Annotated in this window: 16 protein-coding genes; 5 read left to right on the top strand and 11 right to left on the bottom strand. The window is 64.4% G+C overall.

All coding sequences use genetic code 11. The features are described 5' to 3' along the window. Positions 1–180 precede the first annotated feature (180 nt). From K309_RS0120675 to K309_RS0120630, 10 genes are all read right to left on the bottom strand, one after another. Positions 181–1,359 carry an acetyl-CoA C-acyltransferase gene (locus K309_RS0120675; RefSeq protein WP_029048193.1) on the bottom strand — a complete coding sequence of 393 codons (1,179 nt, stop codon included), beginning with the start codon at positions 1,357–1,359 and terminating at the stop codon, positions 181–183. A 46-nt stretch (positions 1,360–1,405) separates the two neighbouring features. Then, complete coding sequence (gene pncA, locus K309_RS0120670; protein WP_029048192.1) at positions 1,406–2,050, bottom strand: bifunctional nicotinamidase/pyrazinamidase; 645 nt, start codon at positions 2,048–2,050, stop codon at positions 1,406–1,408. Between the two features lie 43 nt (positions 2,051–2,093). Then, a complete protein-coding gene (locus tag K309_RS0120665) occupies positions 2,094–4,175 on the bottom strand; it encodes a 3-hydroxyacyl-CoA dehydrogenase NAD-binding domain-containing protein (RefSeq protein ID WP_029048191.1) in 2,082 nt (693 codons plus the stop codon). Between the two features lie 584 nt (positions 4,176–4,759). Beyond that, positions 4,760–7,033, bottom strand: coding sequence for a TonB-dependent receptor (locus K309_RS0120660; RefSeq protein ID WP_029048190.1), 2,274 nt, complete (start codon positions 7,031–7,033; stop codon positions 4,760–4,762). Positions 7,034–7,386: 353 nt separating this feature from the next. Beyond that, complete coding sequence (locus K309_RS0120655; protein WP_029048189.1) at positions 7,387–8,100, bottom strand: ABC transporter ATP-binding protein; 714 nt, start codon at positions 8,098–8,100, stop codon at positions 7,387–7,389. Beyond that, complete coding sequence (locus tag K309_RS0120650; RefSeq protein ID WP_029048188.1) at positions 8,100–8,873, bottom strand: ABC transporter ATP-binding protein; 774 nt, start codon at positions 8,871–8,873, stop codon at positions 8,100–8,102. Before K309_RS0120650 ends, K309_RS0120655 begins: the two co-directional genes overlap by 1 nt. Beyond that, the gene (locus tag K309_RS0120645; protein WP_029048187.1) at positions 8,870–10,183 is read right to left on the bottom strand and encodes a branched-chain amino acid ABC transporter permease; all 1,314 of its coding nucleotides are present in this window, start codon (positions 10,181–10,183) and stop codon (positions 8,870–8,872) included. Before K309_RS0120645 ends, K309_RS0120650 begins: the two co-directional genes overlap by 4 nt. Positions 10,184–10,187: 4 nt before the next feature. Next, on the bottom strand, positions 10,188–11,135 hold the full coding sequence (locus tag K309_RS0120640; protein ID WP_029048186.1) for a branched-chain amino acid ABC transporter permease: 948 nt from the start codon (positions 11,133–11,135) through the stop codon (positions 10,188–10,190). Positions 11,136–11,370: 235 nt separating this feature from the next. Then, positions 11,371–12,621, bottom strand: a complete 1,251-nt coding sequence (locus tag K309_RS0120635; protein WP_029048185.1) for a branched-chain amino acid ABC transporter substrate-binding protein — start codon at positions 12,619–12,621, stop codon at positions 11,371–11,373. Positions 12,622–12,762: 141 nt separating this feature from the next. Then, positions 12,763–14,388, bottom strand: a complete 1,626-nt coding sequence (locus K309_RS0120630) for a 3-(methylthio)propionyl-CoA ligase (protein ID WP_029048184.1) — start codon at positions 14,386–14,388, stop codon at positions 12,763–12,765. Between the two features lie 432 nt (positions 14,389–14,820). Here K309_RS0120630 and K309_RS0120625 point away from each other — a divergent pair, with 432 nt between their 5' ends. The 5 genes from K309_RS0120625 (at position 14,821) to K309_RS0120605 (ending at position 18,733) form a co-directional block, all read left to right on the top strand. Further along, positions 14,821–16,416: a protein adenylyltransferase SelO gene (locus K309_RS0120625; protein ID WP_029048183.1), complete on the top strand. Its 1,596-nt coding sequence runs from the start codon at positions 14,821–14,823 to the stop codon at positions 16,414–16,416. Positions 16,417–16,537: 121 nt separating this feature from the next. Beyond that, on the top strand, positions 16,538–17,002 hold the full coding sequence (gene msrB, locus K309_RS0120620) for a peptide-methionine (R)-S-oxide reductase MsrB (protein WP_029048182.1): 465 nt from the start codon (positions 16,538–16,540) through the stop codon (positions 17,000–17,002). A 39-nt stretch (positions 17,003–17,041) separates the two neighbouring features. Then, positions 17,042–17,581, top strand: a complete 540-nt coding sequence (locus K309_RS0120615) for a septation protein A (RefSeq protein ID WP_029048181.1) — start codon at positions 17,042–17,044, stop codon at positions 17,579–17,581. Positions 17,582–17,619: 38 nt separating this feature from the next. Then, positions 17,620–17,934 (top strand): BolA family protein, encoded by a 315-nt coding sequence (locus K309_RS0120610; protein ID WP_029048180.1) that lies wholly within the window; start codon positions 17,620–17,622, stop codon positions 17,932–17,934. 4 nt (positions 17,935–17,938) lie between these two features. Continuing rightward, the gene (locus K309_RS0120605; protein ID WP_029048179.1) at positions 17,939–18,733 is read left to right on the top strand and encodes a peptidylprolyl isomerase; all 795 of its coding nucleotides are present in this window, start codon (positions 17,939–17,941) and stop codon (positions 18,731–18,733) included. Between the two features lie 475 nt (positions 18,734–19,208). Here the strand turns inward: K309_RS0120605 and K309_RS36950 are convergent. Further along, positions 19,209–19,524, bottom strand: a 316-nt coding sequence (locus K309_RS36950) for an integrase core domain-containing protein (protein ID WP_156914408.1), incomplete at its 5' end; no start/stop codon positions are given.

Below are 19,524 nucleotides of genomic sequence, written 5' to 3'. Positions count from 1 at the left end.
GAACCCTGGAATACACCCCGTGGGTGCTCCCTCTCCCGCTTGCGGGAGAGGGTTGGGGTGAGGGCCGGGCGGTACTACGAAGTCCGGGCCGGCGGCATGCCACCGCCTGCCCTCACCCCTGCCCCTCTCCCGCGAGCGAGAGAGGGGAGCAAACCGGCAGCGCGCCGGCGTCGCTGGCGATTACAGGACTTCGAACAACCCCGCTGCGCCCTGCCCGCCACCGATGCACATGGTCACCACCACGTACTTCACGCCGCGGCGCTTGCCTTCGATCAGCGCATGGCCGACCAGGCGCGCGCCCGACACGCCGTACGGATGGCCCACCGCGATGGCGCCGCCGTTGACGTTGAGGCGGTCCATCGGGATGCCCAGCTTGTCGGCGCAGTACAGCACCTGCACCGCGAAGGCTTCGTTCAGCTCCCACAGGCCGATGTCCTCGACCTTCAGGCCGGCCTTCTTCAGCAGCTTGGGCACCGCGAACACGGGGCCGATGCCCATCTCGTCCGGCTCGCAACCCGCCACGGCAAACCCGCGGAACACGCCCAGCGGCTGCAGGCCGCGGGCCTCGGCCACGCGCGCATTCATCACCACGGCCGCCGAGGCGCCGTCCGAGAACTGCGAGGCATTGCCGGCGGTGATCACGCCGCCCGGCACCGCGCTGCGGATCTTGGCCACGCCTTCCAGCGTGGTGTCGGCGCGGATGCCTTCGTCGCGGTCGATGGTGACTTCCTTCGTCACCAGCTGGCCGGTGGACTTGTCGGCGACGCCGGCAAGCACCGTCATCGGCACGATCTCGTCCTTGAACTTGCCGGCTTCCTGCGCGGCGGCGGCGCGTTGCTGGCTGCGCACGCCGTATTCGTCCTGGCGATCCTTCGAGACGTTGTAGCGCTTGGCCACGTTCTCGGCGGTCTGCAGCATGTTCCAGTAGATTTCCGGCTTGTTCTTGACCAGCCAGCTTTCCTGGACCATGTGGCGGTTCATTTCCTGCTGCACGCAGGAGATGCTTTCCACGCCGCCGGCGACAAAGATGTCGCCCTCATCGGCGATCACCCGCTGTGCGGCCATGGCGATGGTCTGCAGGCCCGACGAGCAGAAGCGGTTGACGGTGGCACCGGGCACGGTGACCGGGCAACCGGCGCGCAGCGCGATCTGGCGCGCGATATTGGCACCGGTGGCGCCTTCCGGGTTGGCGCAGCCCATCAGCACGTCTTCCACTTCCGCCGCGTCGATCTTGGCGCGGGCGATGGCGTGCTGCACGGCGTGGCCACCCAGCGTGGCACCGTGGGTCATGTTGAAGGCGCCCTTCCAGCTCTTGGCCAGGCCGGTCCGTGCGGTGGATACGATGACTGCTTCGTTCATGTGTTGCTCCTCGGAATCTTGTGTCGTTCAGTTCGGTGGTTTTGGTTCAGCCCTGGCCCTTGAGCACATCCGCGGACATCACGCGCGCGACGCCGGCGGCGCCGAGGTCCTGCCATGCCCTGGCCAGCGACCCCTGCAGGTCGATGGCGCGGCACGCATCCTCGATCACCGCGGCCTCGAAGCCCGCGGCGCGCGCATCGAGCGCGCTCCAGGCCACGCAGTAGTCCGTCGCCAGCCCGGCGCAGAACACGCGCTTCACGCCATGCTCGCGCAGGTAGCCTGCCAGCCCGGTGCGCGTGGTGCGGTCCGCTTCAAGGAAGGCGGAGTAGCTGTCCACGTCGGCATGGTGGCCCTTGCGGATCACCAGCCGGGCGTGCGGCACGTGCAGGCCCGCATGCAGCGCGGCGCCGGGGGTGTCCTGCACGCAGTGCACCGGCCACAACACCTGCTCGCCATACGGCAGCGTGAGCATCTGGAACGGCTGCGTGCCGGCATGGTTGGCCGCGAATGAAACGTGCGCGGCCGGATGCCAGTCCTGCGTCACCACCACATGCCCGAACGCGCGCGCCAGCCGGTTGATGACGGGCACCACCTCATCCCCGTTGGGCACGGCAAGCGCGCCGCCCGGCATGAAGTCGTTCTGCACGTCGATCACCAGCAGGCAATCGTCCGGTCCGATGGTGGTGTTCATGGCCGCTCCTGGCTGAACCCTCGTGGCGTCTTAGCCGTTAACGTTAGCCATTGAAGCCCTTGCCTTCGTCCGCCAGCTTCTGCAGCAGCGGCGCGACCTGCCAGGCTTCGCCGTGGTAGCCCTTGGCGTAGCGCTTCATGGCCAGCGCCACGTTGTACAGGCCGACCTGGTCCGCATACAGCATCGGGCCACCGCGGAACAGCGGGAAGCCGTAGCCGGTCAGGTACACCATGTCGATATCCGAGGCCTTTGAAGCAATGCCCTCTTCCAGGATCTTGGCGCCTTCGTTGACCAGCGCGAACACCAGGCGCTCGACGATCTCTTCGTCCGAGATCTTGCGGCGCGTGATGCCCAGGTCCTTGGAGTGCTGCACGATCATGTCGTTGACCTGCTGGTTCGGGTACGGCTTGCGGTCGCCCGCCTTGTAGTCGTACCAGCCCGCGCCGGTCTTCTGGCCGTAACGGCCCATCTCGCACAGCAGGTCGGCGGTCTTGGAGTACTGGATCTCAGGCTTGTCCACCGCGCGGCGCTTGCGGATGGCCCAGCCGATGTCGTTGCCGGCCAGGTCGCCCATGCGGAACGGGCCCATGGCAAAGCCGAACTTTTCGATGGCCTTGTCGACCTGTTCCGGCAGCGCGCCTTCGTCCAGCAGGTAGCCGGCCTGGCGGCTGTACTGCTCGATCATGCGGTTGCCGATAAAGCCGTCGCACACGCCCGACACCACCGCGGTCTTCTTGATCTTCTTGCCGATCTGCATGACCGTGGCCAGCACGTCCTTGCCGGTCTTCTCGCCGCGCACCACTTCCAGCAGCTTCATCACGTTGGCCGGGCTGAAGAAGTGCATGCCGACCACGTCCTGCGGACGTTTGGTGAACGAGGCGATCTTGTTCACGTCAAGCGTGGAGGTATTCGAAGCCAGGATGGCGCCCTGCTTCATCACTTCGTCCAGCTTCTTGAAGACGATTTCCTTGACGCCCATTTCTTCGAACACGGCCTCGATGACCATGTCGGCATCCTTGATGTCGTCATAGGACAGCGTGGTGCTCAGCAGGCCCATGCGCTGCTCGACCTTCTCTTGCGTGAGCTTGCCCTTCTTGGCGCTGTTCTCGTAGTTCTTGCGGATGATGCCGACGCCGCGGTCCAGCGCTTCCTGCTTGGTTTCCAGGATGGTGACCGGGATGCCCGCGTTCAGGAAGTTCATGCTGATGCCGCCGCCCATCGTGCCGGCGCCGATCACGGCAACCTTCTCGATCTTGCGCACGGGGGTGCCTTCGGGCACGTCGGGAATCTTGCTGGCGGCACGCTCGCCAAAGAAGGCGTGGCGCAGCGCGCGCGATTCCGGCGTGGTCACGAGGTACAGGAAGCCCTCGCGCTCTTCCTTCAGGCCTTGCTCGAACGGCTTGAGCGAGCCGGCCACCGCTTCCAGGCACTTCAGCGGCGCAGGGAAGTTCTTGGCCATCGCGGCCACGGTGTTGCGGGCAAAGCCGAGGTAGCCTTCCGCGTTCTCGTGGCGCACCTTCAGGTCGCGCACCTTCGGGTGCGGGCCGCTGGCGGCGCCGACGTTCTGCGCGAACTTGACCGCCGCGGGCAGCACGTCGCCCTCGACGATTTCATCGAACAGCTTGGTGCCGGCGAACTTCTCGGATAGCACCGGGGTGCCGGACACGATCATGTTGGCGGCGGCCTCGAGGCCGATCACACGCGGCAGGCGCTGCGTGCCGCCGGCGCCGGGAAGCAGGCCCAGCTTCACTTCCGGCAGCGCGATCTGCGCGCCCTTGGAGGCCACGCGGTAGTTACAGCCCAGCGCCAGTTCCAGGCCGCCACCCATGGCCACCGAATGCACGGCGGCAACCACCGGCTTGGACGAGGCTTCCAGCACGCGGATCACCGAGTGCAGCGTCGGCTCCTGCATGGCCTTGGGGGTATTGAATTCACGGATATCGGCGCCGCCCGAGAATGCCTTGCCGGCGCCGGTGATGACGATCGCCTTGACGGCGGCATCGTCCAGCGCACGGGTCATGCCTTCGACGATGCCAAGACGGGTGCTGTGACCCAGGCCGTTGACAGGGGGATTGTCGAGCGTGATGACGGCTACGCCGTCCTGAACCTGATACTGCGCTGTCATGCTGGTTCCTTTTGCTAAAGGTTGTCTCGGGATTCGAATTCTCGAATTATTGTTTTGCTGCCAGGTGCGAGGGCGCGGTTGGCACAGGGTAAACCCGCCGCGATTCCCGCTTGCCACAAGCCTTCAGGGGCTTGGGCGAAACAAGCATACACAAAATAGCACGGTCGTTCAATTTTAATTTCGGGGGTTTTGGGGTGGCATGCGTGGGGTGAATTTGGGCTTTTATTGCGGTGCATGGAAGGTCTGAGCTGAGGATGGCGTCATCCGTTCGCTGATGGCGCATCGGGCACATCTTGAGGGAGTTGGGTTTAAGGTCAGTATGGGCGTTAAATTCGGGCTGAGGCGGTTGAGTTGCATCGGAACTGGGGTGGTCTTGGCGTCGCTGTTGGTGACATGCTGTCGGCCGTTGAAGCTTTGTTGTCGCCATTGATGACATGCTGTCGGCTTGTGAACCGCCCGGTTCCGCGGACCTGGGCGGAACCAGGCGGCTCAACGGCCGACAGCATGTCACCAAGCAAGCCCCAAAAAACAAAAACGGCCCGCCTCCCGCCAATCGCGAGAGCCGGGCCGCAATCCCAAAAAGCTTAGAACTTGAAGTTAGCCGTCACCATCCCAAACCGCCCAGCCCCCAGCGCACCGTAGTGGTTGTGCGCCTTGGTGTAATAGGTCTTGTCAAACAGATTCTGCACATTCAACTGCAACGACAGGCTCTTGTTGACGCGGTAAGCCGCCATCAGGTCAAACCGCCAGTACGACGGCACATACAGCGAGTTGGCCGGATTGGCATAGACCTTGTCGACATAGTACGCACCACCGCCAACCGTCAGCGCCGGCAGCACCTGATAGGTAGTCCACAGACTGAAGCTGTTCTTCGGTGTATTCGGGAACTGGTTCCCATTGTTGGCCGCATTGGTAGCCTGCGGGCCATTATCGATCAGCTCGCTGTTCAGATACGTATAGCCACCAAACAACCCCCACTTGTCAGTCAGGTTGCCGGCAAACCCCAACTCGAAGCCTTTCACGCGCTGCTTGCCAGCATTGACCGTCGTGTTGGCATCAACCGCCACACGCGCATTGTTCTTCTCGATCTGGAAGATCGCACCAGTCAGTGACAGGCGCTTGTCCAGCAGGTCCCACTTGGTGCCGATTTCCACCGAGCGCGCGGTTTCCGGCTCCAGGTTGCGCTGTGCCGCCGTGATGTTGTCGGCGCCATCGCCGTTGGTCGAACCCGGCGGCGTCGACGACGTGCCGTACGACACGTAGATGCTGCCGAAGTCGACCGGCTTGTAGACCACGCCCGCCTGGTAGTTAAAGAAATTCGACTTGTTGCGAATATCGACCTGCGCCACGGCCGCGCCGGTATTCGGGTTGGTATAGGCGTTGGCGAAAGCGTGCGTATCGTAGCTGTCGTAACGAACGCCACCGTTGACCATCCACTGCTTGGTAAGCTCGACCGTATCGAACAGGTAGACCGAGCGCGTGCTGGTGGTGGTGGTGTTGGTGGTGTACGGCATCTTGGTGATGTTGCCGCGCCACGGGTCGTTCGGGTTCGGGTTGGCCAGCGGCGCGCAGTCGAAGCTGGCCACCAGCGATGCGTTGCAGGTGCCGGCGGCGGCCGCGGGATTGGCCGAGACGACGTTGTAAGGCGTGTTGTTGGTATCGTCGCGGCTGAACTCGAAGCCGAACAGCACGCTGTGCTTGAGGCTGCCGGTATCGAACTTGGCGGTCAGGTCGGTCTGGTTGGTCAGCGTCTCGGTGGCCGAGTCGCGGTTCTTGGTGTTGCGCCAGACAAAGCCGCGCGGCACGTTGCCGCGGCTGTCGTCAGGATTGGTGACGATGTAATCGTTGCTGGCGCGGCCCCAGCGCGTGGTATTGCTGAATACCAGGCCGTTGCGGAAGTCATGCTGGACCGTGGCCGTCGCAATATCCGACTGCGTCTTCTGGAAATCGCGACCGGTCAGGCCATAGAAGTTGTTGCGGTCGACGGCAACCGGCTGCGACGGATTGGCCTTGGTCGACTGGCTCGCCGGGCGCGAGTACGGAATGCTGTAGTCCGGCATGCCGTTGCCCTGCAGGTGGTAGTACGACAGCGTGACCTTCGTATCGGACTTCATGCCGAACGTCACCGACGGCGCAAAGCCCCAGGAGTTCTGGTCGACTTCGTCGCGGCCCGGCACGTTGGCGGTATAGCCCAGCGCGTTCAGGCGCACGGCGGTATTGTCGTTGATCACGTAGTTGCCGTCGGCCGTGGCGCGGAAGTAAGAGTCCGTGCCCACGCCGATCGAACCCTGCGCGAAGTTCTCCGCCTGCGGCAGCTTCGACACGATATTGATCATGCCGCCCGCCGAGCCCTTGCCGCCAAAAGCAGAGCTCGGGCCCTTGATAACCTCGATGTTCTCGATGTTGAAGGTATCGCGGGTCTGCGAAGCGGTGTCGCGCACGCCGTCGACATAGATGCTCGACATCGAGTCAAAACCGCGGATGAAAGGACGGTCGCCGATCGGGTTGCCGCCTTCGCCGGCGCCGAAGGTGATGCCCGGCGTGGTGCGCAGCGCATCCTGCAGCGAGTTCGAACCCGATTGCTGGATCACCTCGGCCGGCACCACGGTCACGGACTTGGGCGTATCGAGCAGCGGCGCGGTGAACTTGGGTGACTGCGCCTCTTCCACCTTGTAGCCGTCCTCGCGCTTGCCGGTCACGGTGACCCGCTCCAGCGTCACCGGCGCGGCCTTGCCGGTGGTGGTGGCGGCAGGCTGGCTCTCCTGCGCCGATGCGCCCTGCATGGCAAACGCGGCGACGGCACCTGCCAGCGCAGCGGCGAGCGGGGTCAATTCAAACGACTTCTGGTTTCCTTTCACGGTCTTGCCTTCCCTGTGTTGTCTTGTAGTTCTTGACGCGAACAAGCGTGGTCATGAAGACAAGCCCAAGGAAGCGCAACCACCGTCACCCGTGAATCAAGTCATCCATCCCCGGCGGGCGATTATATGGATGCCGGAATCGAAGTACAAATGCGAATCATTCCCAATTCAGAATTAAGACAAATTTACAACAGTGTTACAAAGAGACTTGTCAACGACAGGAAAGTTGAGTACTCAACTTTATCGAGAGGATCGAAGCGGCTTGGGGTGTCGAAGGCGCAGCTTTCCCCTGAGCGGCAATGAGAACATGAAGTCGCGCCGACGCTACATGGGCTGCAGCGCCGGCGGAACGCTCAAACCTCCAGCCACTCCTTCCGGATCTGCGAGTTCGCCTTGAGCTCGCCGGGCGTGCCCTCGAACACGATATGCCCGTGTCCCATGACATAGACCCGCTGTGAGATATCCAGCGCAATCGCCAGCTTCTGCTCGATCAGCAGTACAGAGACGCCCCGCTCTTTCAGCGTCTTCAGGTAGTCCCCCACCAGCGCCACGATCATCGGCGCCAGCCCTTCGGTGGGCTCGTCGATCAGCACCAGGTCCGGATCGCCCATCAGCGTGCGGCACAGCGTCAGCATCTGCTGCTCGCCGCCGGACAACACGCCCGCCGCGGTGTTCTCGCGTTCCCTGAGCCGGGGGAACATGTTGAACATGTCCTCCACGGACCAGCGAGGCTTTGGCTGCCGCGGATTGCGCTTCTCGCCCAGCAGCAGGTTCTGCCGCACCGTCAGCGTCGGGAAAATGTCCCGGTTCTCCGGCACATAGCCGATGCCGAGGTGCGCGATCTCGAACGTGCGCCGTCCCAGGATCTCCTCGCCGCGGAACTTCACCGAGCCCTCGGCCTTGACCATGCCGAGGATGGCCTTGGCCATGGTCGAGCGCCCGACACCATTGCGCCCCAGCAGCGCGACGATCTCGCCTTCGCCGATATGCGCATCGACGCCATGCAGGATATGGCTCTTGCCGTAGTAGGCATGCAGGCCCGTGACTTCCAGCATCCGCTTGCCCATCAGTGCGCTCCCTCGGTGGCGTCTTCGTCCAGCGTGGTCCCCAGGTAGGCTTCCTTGACCTTGCGGTTGTTGCGGATCGCCTGCGGGGTATCGGTGGCAATCACTTCGCCGTAGACCAGCACCGAAATGCGGTCGGCCAGACCGAACACCACGCTCATGTCGTGCTCCACCATCACCAGCGTCTTGCCGACGGTGACCTTGCGGATCAGCTCGACCGCATGGTCGGACTCGGAGCGGCTCATGCCCGCGGTAGGCTCGTCCAGCAGAATCACCTCGGCCCCGCCGGCGATGGTGATGCCGATCTCCAGTGCGCGCTGCTCGGCGTAGGTCAGCAGGCCCGCCTGCGTATTGCGCCGGTGCTGCATGCCGATCAGTTCCAGTACCTCATCGGCCCGCTCGCGCGCATCGCGCAAACCCGTCAGCCGGTGCCAGAACGAATACTTGTAGCCGAGCGACCACAGCACCGCGCAGCGCAGATTCTCGAACACCGACAGCCGATGGAAGATATTGGTGATCTGGAAGCTGCGCGACAGCCCCATGCGGTTGATCACGAACGGCTGCAGCCCGCCGATCTCCTGCCCGTTCAGGCGCACCGTACCGCTGGTGGGCGCAAAGCGGCCCGAGATCAGGTTGAAGGTGGTGGACTTGCCCGCTCCGTTGGGACCGATCAGCGCGTGGCGCTCGCCCTTCGGGATGCTCAGGTTCACACCGCGGATGATCTCCGTCTGGCCGAACTTCTTGCGTACCTCGGTCAGTTCCAGTGCCGCCGTCATGCCGTGCCTCCCGCGATCTCCGCCTGCACCTTGTCCCATTCCGCGCGCGATGCGCGCACCGTCAGCCGCCATGCGGCCAGCCCCGCGGCCCACAGCAGCGCCGCCACCGCCCATGGCGTCCAGGTCGCGGCATCGAAGCCGACGCCGAACAGCTTCATGGCCGTGCCATTGGCGCTGTCGACCTGCACCTTGTAGACCAGCTCGACCGTCACGATCACCGCCAGCAGCAGCACCACGCCGGCCGCGCCGGCCCTGGCGTAGGACGGCAGCATGCGGCGCAGCTTGCCCTTCGCCGCCAGCGGCAACTGCATCAGCAGCAGGCTGGCCAGGCCGCCCGGCACGAACATCACCATCAGCACGAAGAACAGGCCCAGGTACAGCAGCCACGCCTTGGTCAGGTCCGACAGCGCCACCGCGAACAGCACGAACACCACCGCGCCGATGATCGGCCCGAAGAACACGCCCGCGCCGCCGATGAACACCGCCAGCAGCACGCCGCCGGAGCGCACCGCGCTGACGTTCTCGGCCGAGACGATCTCGAAGTTGATCGCCGCGAGCGCACCGGAAATCCCCGCGAAGAACGCCGACAGCACCAGCACCAGGTAGCGCACGCGCTGGGTGTTGTAGCCGATGAACTCGACCCGCTCGGGGTTGTCGCGCACCGCGTTGGCGATGCGGCCCAGCGGCGTCTGCGTCCACGCGTACATGGCCACCATCGACACCAGGCACCACACCGCGATCAGGTAGTAGACCTGGCGCCCGGGCCCGAAGGTGAGGCCCAGGAACGGGTCGCCGACCACGCGGTTGGTGGAGATGCCGCCCTCGCCGCCGAAGAACTCGGGGAACATCAGCGAGCTGGCGAACACCATCTCGCCGATGCCCATGGTGATCATGGCAAAGGTGGTGCCGGCCTTCTTGGTGGTGACATAGCCGAAGATCACACCGAAGAACGCGCCGGCCAGCCCGCCCACCAGCGGCAGCATCGACACCGGCAGCCATACCGTGCCGGCGCCAACCATGTTCAGCACGTGCACCGCAATGAAGGCGCCCAGCCCGGAATACACCGCATGGCCGAACGACAGCATGCCGGTCTGCCCGAGCAGCATGTTGTACGACAGCGCAAAGATGATCATGATGCCCATCTGCGACATCAGCGTGATGGCGAAGCCCCCGGTAAACACCAGCGGCAGCACCAGCATGATGAGAATCGTCAGGCTCCAGATAACCCAGCGCGCCAGGTTCAGCGGTCGGTAGCGCAGGGTGCGGCCGGTCGACACCGGCTCGCGCGGTTGTTGCATCGCTTGCTCCATGGCCTCAGCTCTCCCGGGTTCCCATCAGTCCACGCGGGCGGAAGATCAGCATCACCACCAGCAACAGGTATGGCAGCACCGGCGCCACCTGGGCCACCGTGAGCTTCCACAAGGCATAGAACGGCGTGGCTTCGCTGACTGCCATGCCAAGGCTGCGCAGCAGCCCGGCGAGCGATGCGTCGATCGTGACCGCGAAGGTCTGCAGCACGCCAATCAGGATCGACGCGATGAAGGCCCCCACCAGCGACCCCATGCCACCGACCACCGCCACCACGAATACGATCGACCCGACCGCCGCCGCCATCGACGGCTCGGTGACAAAGGCATTGCCGCCGATCACGCCGGCCAGCCCCGCCAGCGCGGCGCCGCCGCCAAACACCATCATGAACACGCGCGGCACATTGTGGCCCAGCGCCTCGACCATTTCCGGATGGGTCAGCGCGGCCTGGATCACCAGGCCGATGCGGGTACGCGTCAGTACCAGGTAGATCGCCACCAGCATGCCCAGCGACACCAGCATCATGAAGGCGCGGTATTTGGGAAAAGTCGAGGTGAACACCTGGAACAGCGGCCCTTCCAGCTCGGCCGGGATGCGGTATGGCACCGCTGCCAGCCCCCACACCAGCTTGACGCCCTCTTCGATCAGGTAGGCCAGGCCGAAGGTGAACAGCAGCTCGGCCACGTGGCCGTATTTGTGCACGGTGCGCAGGCCGAAGCGCTCCACCAGCGCGCCCGCGCCCGCGACCAGCAGCGGCGCGAAGATCAGCGCCGGCCAGAAGCCGACCTTGCTGGCGATGGTGTAGGCGAAATACGCGCCCAGCATATAGAAGCTGGCGTGCGCGAAATTGAGCACGCCCATCATGCTGAAGATCAGGGTCAGGCCCGACGACAGCATGAACAGCAGCAGCCCGTAGCTGATGCCGTTGAGCAGGGAGATGACGAAAAATTCCACAGCGTGTCCTTCAAGCTGTTGCCGCCGCAGTGGCCGCAGTCACGTTTGGCCGGCGTCCGTCCGGCTGGATGGGGGTGAGCGTCCCCCTCCGCAGGGCGCATGGCGCCCCGGACGCTACCGCTATCGATCCAGAAAGACCGAGAGTATGCAGGATCGGGCCGCCACCACACTGTCACGCTCGCTGTCACGCCTTGTCACGCCGCGTGTCATCGTGGCCGGCCCGCCATGGACAGGATCAGCCCGGCCGCTTCATCTGGCAGGAGGTGGGCTGCGCGGACACGTACTGGTCCATCTGCGCGTTGGTCTTCCAGCCGTACCCGGTGTTCTCCTGGTCGTACTTGATCTCCTTGCCGTCGATCTTGGTCCAGGTAGCCACCACCAGCGGCTGCTGGGCCTGGTGGTCGGTATTGCGCATCTCGACCAGGCCGTTCATGCTCTCGACCTTGATGCCTTCCAGCGCCTTGGCCACCTTGACCGGGTCGGTCGAGTTGGCATCCTTGAACGCCTTGGACAGCATGGCGATGCCGGTGTAGGACGCCATCACGTAGAAGTCATCGTTGTACTTCTTCTTGAAGCCCTCGATGACGTCGGAGCCCTTGAACCCCTTGTTGTTGGGGTTGTAGTAGCCCACGTACTTGACGTGCTCGGCACCGGCCGCGCCCATGGCGGTCGGCACGCCAGTGGTGCCGGCGTAGTAGGTGTAGTAGTTGGTGGTCAGGCCGGCGTCCTTGCCCGCCTTGATCAGCAGCGCCAGGTCGCTGCCCCAGTTGCCGGTGATCACGGTATCCGCGCCCGAGGCCTTGATCTTGGCCGCATACGGCGCAAAGTCCTTCACCTGCGCCAGCGGGTGCAGGTCTTCACCCACGATCTGGATGTCCGGGCGCTTGCGCTTCAGGTAGTCCTTGGCCGCCTTGGCGACCTGGTGCCCGAACGAGTAATTCTGGTTGATCAGGTAAACCTTCTTGACGCCGGGATCCTTGGCCAGGAAGGTGGTCAGCGCCTCCATCTTCATGTCCGAGTTGGCGTCGAGCCGGAAATGCCAGTAGTTGCACTTGGCATTGGTCATGTCCGGGTCCACCGCGGCGTAGTTCAGGTAGATGATTTCCTTGCCGGGGTTGCGCTCGTTGTGCTTGGCCACCGCATCCTGCAGCGCCAGCCCGACCGACGAGCCATTACCCTGCACGATATAGCGGATATTCTGGTCGATCGCCTGCTTCAAAATGGTCAGGCTTTCCTGCGGCGAGAGCTTGTTGTCGAAGCCCACCACCTCGAACTTGTGCGCGCCGGCCCAGCCCTTCTGGTTGGCCACGTCGGCCACGAACTGCCAGCTCTTGAGCTGGTTCTGCCCAACGGGGGCCATCAGCCCCGAAAGCGGATCGATGAAGGCGATCTTCACCGTATCCGCGAGTGCCGAACCCGAAACCAGCGCAGAACCCATTGCGGCGAACATGGCCACGCCAGCCACCAGCGGACGCATCTTGGTCATACTGTCTCCTTCACTCTTGTCGTTGGCTTGTCATTGATTGCGGCCGGCGGCGTGGCGCCCTCCTGTTCGCGCCATGCAGCCGGACCCCGGCAGCGCCGTGCCGCAAGCAGGCACGGCGCACCGGCTGCTGCCCTGCCCGCCTCAGGCGGCAGGCAGCTTGTAGTCCTTGAACTGTTCGCGCAGCTTGAGCTTCTGCATCTTGCCGGTGGCAGTCAGCGGAATCTCGGTGACAAAGGCCACATCGTCCGGGATCCACCACTTGGCGACCTTGCCCTCGAAGAACTGCAGCAGTTCCTCGCGCGTGACCTCTGCGCCGGGCTTCTTCACCACCACCAGCAGCGGACGCTCGTCCCACTTGGGGTGGTAGGCCGAGATGCAGGCCGCCATATGCACCGCGGGGTGCGCGGCGGCGACGTTCTCGATGTCGATCGACGAAATCCATTCGCCGCCGGACTTGATCACGTCCTTGCTGCGGTCCGTGATCTGCATGAAGCCGTCTTCATCGATGGTGGCGACGTCGCCGGTCGGGAACCAGCCGTCGACCAGCGGGTTGCTGCCGTTGCGGTAGTACTGGTCGATGATCCATGGCCCGCGCACCATCAGGTCGCCGAAGGCCTTGCCGTCCCACGGCAGTTCCTTGCCTTCGCCGTCGACGATCTTCATGTCGACGCCGAAAATCACGCGGCCCTGCTTCTCCTGGATCTTGTGGCGGTCGGCATCGGACAGGTCCTCATGCTTGGCCAGCAACTTGCACGAGGTGCCCAGCGGCGACATCTCGGTCATGCCCCAGGCGTGGATGACATCCACGTCCAGCGCCTCGAGCGCGCGGATCATGGCCGGCGGCGCGGCCGACCCGCCAATCACGGTGCGGCGGAAGGTGGAGAACTTCAGGTTGTTCGACTGCACGTATTGCAGCAGGCCGAGCCACACCGTCGGCACGCCGGCGGAGAAGGTCACCTTCTCCTGCTCGAACAGCTCATAGAGCGAGGCTCCGTCAAGCTTGGCGCCCGGGAACACCAGCTTGGCGCCGACCAGCGGCACCGAGTACGGCAGGCCCCAGGCGTTGACGTGGAACATCGGCACCACAGGCAGGATCACGTCGCGTGCCGAGCAGCCGAGCGCGTCGGGCAGCGCCGACGCGTACGAGTGCAGCACGGTGGAGCGGTGTGAATACAGCGCGCCCTTGGGATTGCCGGTGGTGCCCGAGGTGTAGCACAGGCTCGACGCGAGGTTCTCGTCGAACTGCGGCCATTCGTAATTGCCGTCCTGCGCTTCGACCAGTTCCTCGTAGCACAGCAGCGGCACCTTGGACTCGGCCGGCATGTGGGCGCGATCGGTCATCGCGACCCAGCCTTTCACATTGGGGCAATGCGGCGCGACGCCCTCTACCAGGGGCAGGAAGGTCAGGTCGAAAAAGACGTAGCTGTCTTCGGCGTGGTTGACGATATAGGCGATCTGCTCGGGGAACAGGCGCGGGTTGATGGTATGGCAGACGGCGCCCATGCCCGATACGCCGTAGTAGACCTCGAGGTGGCGGTAGCCGTTCCACGCCAGCGTGCCGACGCGCTCGCCCTGCTGCACGCCCAGCGCGCCGAGCGCCTGCGCCACCTTGCGGGCGCGCAGTTCGCAATCGCGGTAGGTATAGCGGTGCAGGTCGCCCTCGGTGCGGCGCGAAACGATTTCCGTAGACCCGTAATAACGGGCGGCGTGCTTGATGATGGAGGAAATGAGCAGCGGCGCACTCATCATTTGACCCATCAATGCCATGAAACTGCCTCCTGAAGTCTGGTGGATTCGTCTAAAAAACGAACAACCGTACTATTTTTTGGCGGTTGTCCGTGTGCCTCGAAACAGCGTTACTGCGATTCTGTTGTGCACTGCCGTACCGCTGTGGTGAAGCCGTGAGGTGAAGCCGTGGTCAAGCCGTGGTCATCGGGGCCGCAATTCTGCGAAATCCATGCACCGGATTCATGTGCGCACTGAAGGAGGGAAATAACTGCGCGGTGCCTGGCGGTCTCACCAGATGTGAGCCGTTGAGGACGTACAATACTGCGTGGCATGTTGCACCTCAACATGTCGTTTTCCCTAGCCATCCACGCATTCCCGTGCCCTCGTCATGCGGCGTCGCCCCGCCCCGGAAGCGGCCCTGCGCGCCGCGCCCGACCCGCGGATTGCACTTGCCGCGCGCCCTCTTTCGCGATGCCAGACACGACCCAGCCCAACGCCCTGCACGTCTCCGATAACGACTCCGATCCCAACGGTGACGCGGCGCTCGCCGTACCCTTCTCCACCACACCCGGCTTCTCCATGCTTGGCGAGAAATTCTTTACGCGCCTGCGGCCAACGCCGTTGCCATCGCCCTACCTGGTCGGCGTGGCGCCGGCCGCCGCGGCGCTGCTCGGCTGGGATGCCGGCGCCGGTGCCGCGCCAGGCTTTGTCGAGACCTTTGTCGGCAACCAGGTGCCCCGCTGGGCCGACCCGATTGCCACCGTCTATTCCGGACACCAGTTCGGCATCTGGGCCGGGCAGCTCGGCGACGGCCGCGCGATCCGGCTGGCGCAGGCCGACACGGCTGCCGGCCCCTGGGAAATCCAGCTCAAGGGCGCCGGGCTGACGCCCTACTCGCGCATGGCCGATGGCCGCGCGGTGCTGCGCTCGTCGATCCGCGAGTACCTGTGTTCGGAAGCGATGGCCGCGCTGGGCGTGCCGACCACGCGCGCACTCAGCATCGTCGGCTCGGACGCGCCGGTGCGGCGCGAAACCATCGAGACCTCGGCGGTGGTCACGCGCCTGGCGCCGACCTTTGTCCGCTTCGGCCATTTCGAGCATTTCGCCGCGCATGACGACGTGGCCTCGCTGCGCCAACTGGCGGACTTCGTCATCGACAACTTCATGCCGGCCTGCCGCGACGATGCACAGCCCTACCAGGCGCTGCTGCGCGAAGTCTCGCTGCGCACCGCCGACCTGGTCGCGCACTGGCAGGCCATCGGTTTCTGCCATGGCGTGATGAACACCGACAATATGTCGATCCTGGGCCTGACCATCGACTATGGCCCGTTCGGCTTCCTCGATGCATTCGACGCCAACCATATCTGCAACCACTCCGATACGCAGGGCCGCTACGCCTACAGCCAGCAACCGCAAGTCGCGTTCTGGAACCTGCACTGCCTGGCGCAGGCGCTGCTGCCGCTGTGGCTGCCGCGGGAAGACGCCGACAAGGAAGCCGCCCGCGATGCCGCCATCGAGGCGGCGCGCGCAGCCATCGACCCGTTCCGCGACCGCTATGCCGCCGCCTTCTTCCGCCACTACCGCGCCAAGCTGGGCCTGCGCCCGCCGGCCGGCGGCGACGGGGTTGCGAACGACAAGGCCGACGAACCGCTGCTGACCAGCCTGTTCCAGCTGCTGCACGGGCAGCGTGTCGACTACACCCTGTTCTGGCGCAAGCTGTGCGGCATCTCGTCGCAGGATGCCTCGCGCGATGCGCCGGTGCGCGACCTGTTCCTGGACCGCGCCGCCTTCGACGCCTGGGCCGCCGACTACCGCGCGCGGCTGCGTGCGGAGCAATCGGACGACGCCGCGCGCGAACTGGAAATGCGGGCGGTGAACCCCAAATACGTGCTGCGCAACCACCTTGCCGAAACCGCGATCCGGCGCGCGCGCGAAAAGGATTTCAGCGAGGTCGAGCGCCTGCTGGCGGTGCTGTCGAGCCCATTCGACGAGCAGCCCGAGGCGGAGCACTACGCTGCGCTGCCGCCCGACTGGGCAGCCGGGCTTGAAGTCAGCTGCTCGTCATGACCGGATTGCGCATGCGCCGGAGCCTGCACGCCGGCGCAGTACGGTGTAAGGTTCGCGCCAGTGCCCCGACCAACGAAGGTTCCGGGGCCATGACCCCGGGCAAGACCGCGAGGAAACGACAATGACCACCACCAAGACCGACGCCGAGTGGCGTGAACAGCTCTCCGACATCGAATATCGCGTGACGCGCGAAGCCGCGACCGAGCGGCCCTTCACCGGCCGCTACTGGGACCACTGGGAACGCGGCATCTACAACTGCGTCGGCTGCGGCACGCCGCTGTTCGAGTCCGCCACGAAATTTGACGCCGGCTGCGGCTGGCCCAGCTATTTCCGCCCCATCAATGGCGAGGTAATTGCCGAACACGCCGACCACACCCACGGCATGGTGCGGGTGGAAGTCCGCTGCAAGGAATGCGGCAGCCACCTGGGCCATGTGTTCGAGGACGGACCGGCCCCGACCGGCCTGCGCTATTGCATCAACTCGGCTGCGTTAAAATTCGATGATCGCGACCCGGCGCAGCGTGAGGCGGATCATGCCCACGATGCCGGCAGCGGCAACGAACCCCGGCGCGATCCGCAGCGCTGACAAGCCCCGGCCATCGCGCCGGCAACAACCTGGTACCGCATGAAATTCCTGTTCGACCTGTTCCCGGTCATCCTGTTTTTCGCCGCCTTCAAGCTGGCCGACATCTACACCGCCACCGCCGTGGCCATTGCCGCCACGGTGGTGCAGATCGGCTGGGTCTGGTTCCGCCACCGCAAGGTCGAGCCGATGCAGTGGGTCAGCCTGCTGATCATCGCGGTCTTTGGCGGCGCCACGCTGGTGCTGCACAACGAAACCTTCATCAAGTGGAAGCCGACCGTGCTCTACTGGATGTTCGCCGTGGCGCTGCTGGGCTCGGTAATGGTCTGGCGCAAGAACCTGATCCGCGCGATGATGGAAAAGCAGGTCACGCTGCCCGATCCGGTGTGGACGCGCCTGAATGCCGCCTGGGCCGGTTTCTTCGCCGTCATGGGCGTGCTGAATCTCTACGTGGCCTACCAGTTTTCCACGGACGTCTGGGTCAACTTCAAGCTGTTCGGCAGCATGGGGCTGATGCTGGCGTTCATCGTCGCGCAGAGCGTCTGGCTGTCGCGTCATATGCCTGAGAACAGCCAGGACTGACGCTCCCGGCCGTCTTATCTCCGAGAAGGAAACTACCGATGGCAGCCAATCCCGCCACGATCGAGGCGCTGCTGCGTGAAGCGCTCGCCCCCAGCCACCTCGCCGTGCGCGACGACAGCGCACTGCATGCCGGACACGCCGGCGCCGCATCCGGCGGTGGACATTACGACGTGACAATCGTCAGCGAGCGCTTTGCAGGTCACAGCCGGGTTGCGCGACACCGCATGGTGTATGATGCGCTGCGCAGTCTGTTCCCCACGCAGATCCACGCCCTGGCCGTGACTGCGTACACCGACCAAGAGTACCAATCGCGCGCCCAGGAGCGCGCTTCTTCCAGCAACTCTCAGACCTGATTCCATGAAGACCACCGTCCTCTCGTTCAGCCTGGCGGCTGTGCTTGCAGCTGGCAGCCTGCCGGCCATCGCCCAGAATGCCGCCGTCGTGAATGGCAAGGCCATTCCGTCGACAAAGCTGGACAAGTTGATCGCCGGCACCGGCCAGCCCGACAACCCGGAGCTGCGCAAGCGTGGCCGCGACATGCTGATCGACCGCGAACTGCTCGTGCAGGAAGCCAACAAGCGCGGTATCACCCAGCGCGACGACGTGCAGGAGCAACTGGAACAGGCACGCCTGAACGTGCTGGCCGGCGCGGTGTTCGAGGACTACGTCAAGACCCACGGCGCCAGCGACGCCGAGCTGCGCAAGCAGTACGACAAGATCAAGTCGCAATTCGGCAACGGCAAGGAATACCATGCCCGCCATATCCTGGTGGAGAAGGAAGCCGACGCCAAGGCGATCATTGCCAGGATCAAGGGCGGCGCCAAGTTCGAGGAACAGGCCAAGGCCGCGTCGAAGGACCCGGGCTCGGCCGCCAACGGTGGCGACCTGGACTGGGCCAACAGCAGCAGCTACGTGCCGGAATTCTCGGCGGCCATGACCGGCCTGAAGAAGGGCCAGATGACCGATACGCCGGTCAAGACCCAGTTCGGCTGGCACATCATCGAGCTGGTGGACGTGCGCGAAGCCAAGATCCCGTCGTTCGAAGAGGTCAAGCCGCAGCTGATGCAGATGCTGATGGGCGACCAGAACTGGCAACGCGAGCAGTTCCAGGCCATGATGAAGTCGCTGAAGGACAAGGCGAAAATCCAGTAATCACGGACCGGTCGCCCCCACCGGTTCTGCAAGGTTGAACGATGCAGCGTGTGGAGACGACCGCCCCCTACTGGCAACTGTGGCATCTCACGTCCCGGGGCATGTGCTATTGCGCGTTGGCCTGGGCGTCTTTGGACGGCGCCGCTCCAGGCTGGCGCCAGCTCCATTCCTACCTTCCCCTGCGTGACCGTTATGCGCCTGAGAAGATCCTGCATGCCGTGGTGGCGTACAAGGAGGCTCGGGGTGAGATCAGGCCGCCTCCTGGATTTGAGGCGGGGCGGATGCTCACTTATGCATATGCGTCGTGGAGTTCGCGGTTGATAGCGCCGGATTTGGGATGAATCGGCTTTCGTAGATTGTCTGGCCCTCGCAGCTGATGAGATGTTGTTGGCCGTTGAACCGCCTGGTTCCGCCCTCCTGGGCGGGTCACTTTTTGGCCGAGCGGTGTGTGTCAAGGTAGTTGTCGCGTCCGCCGTTATGCTGCTTTCCGGTGCTCCTTAGCTTCCAGCTCAGCTCGCTCGGGGTTCAGGTAGACCACTGGCTCCAGCTTCCAATTCCGGATCCCTCGCGACCAGCGCTGCGGATGTCGGGTGCGGGCTGCCAGATATAGCATCGTGCGTCGCGCCAGTAAGGGCGGCGCTTCCCCGCGGTGCCGCTGGTTCGGCGTGACGTACTTCAGGCCGCTGTGGCGATGCTCCTCGTTGTACCAGCACACAAACCGGTGCACCCAGTCGCGCGCCTGCTGCAGCGTATTGAAGGGCCGATCCGGCCACAGCGGGCAGTACTTGGCC

Source organism: Cupriavidus phytohabitans (assembly GCF_000426345.1).
Lineage (GTDB): Bacteria > Pseudomonadota > Gammaproteobacteria > Burkholderiales > Burkholderiaceae > Cupriavidus.
This window is presented reverse-complemented; position numbering and strand designations above follow the sequence as displayed.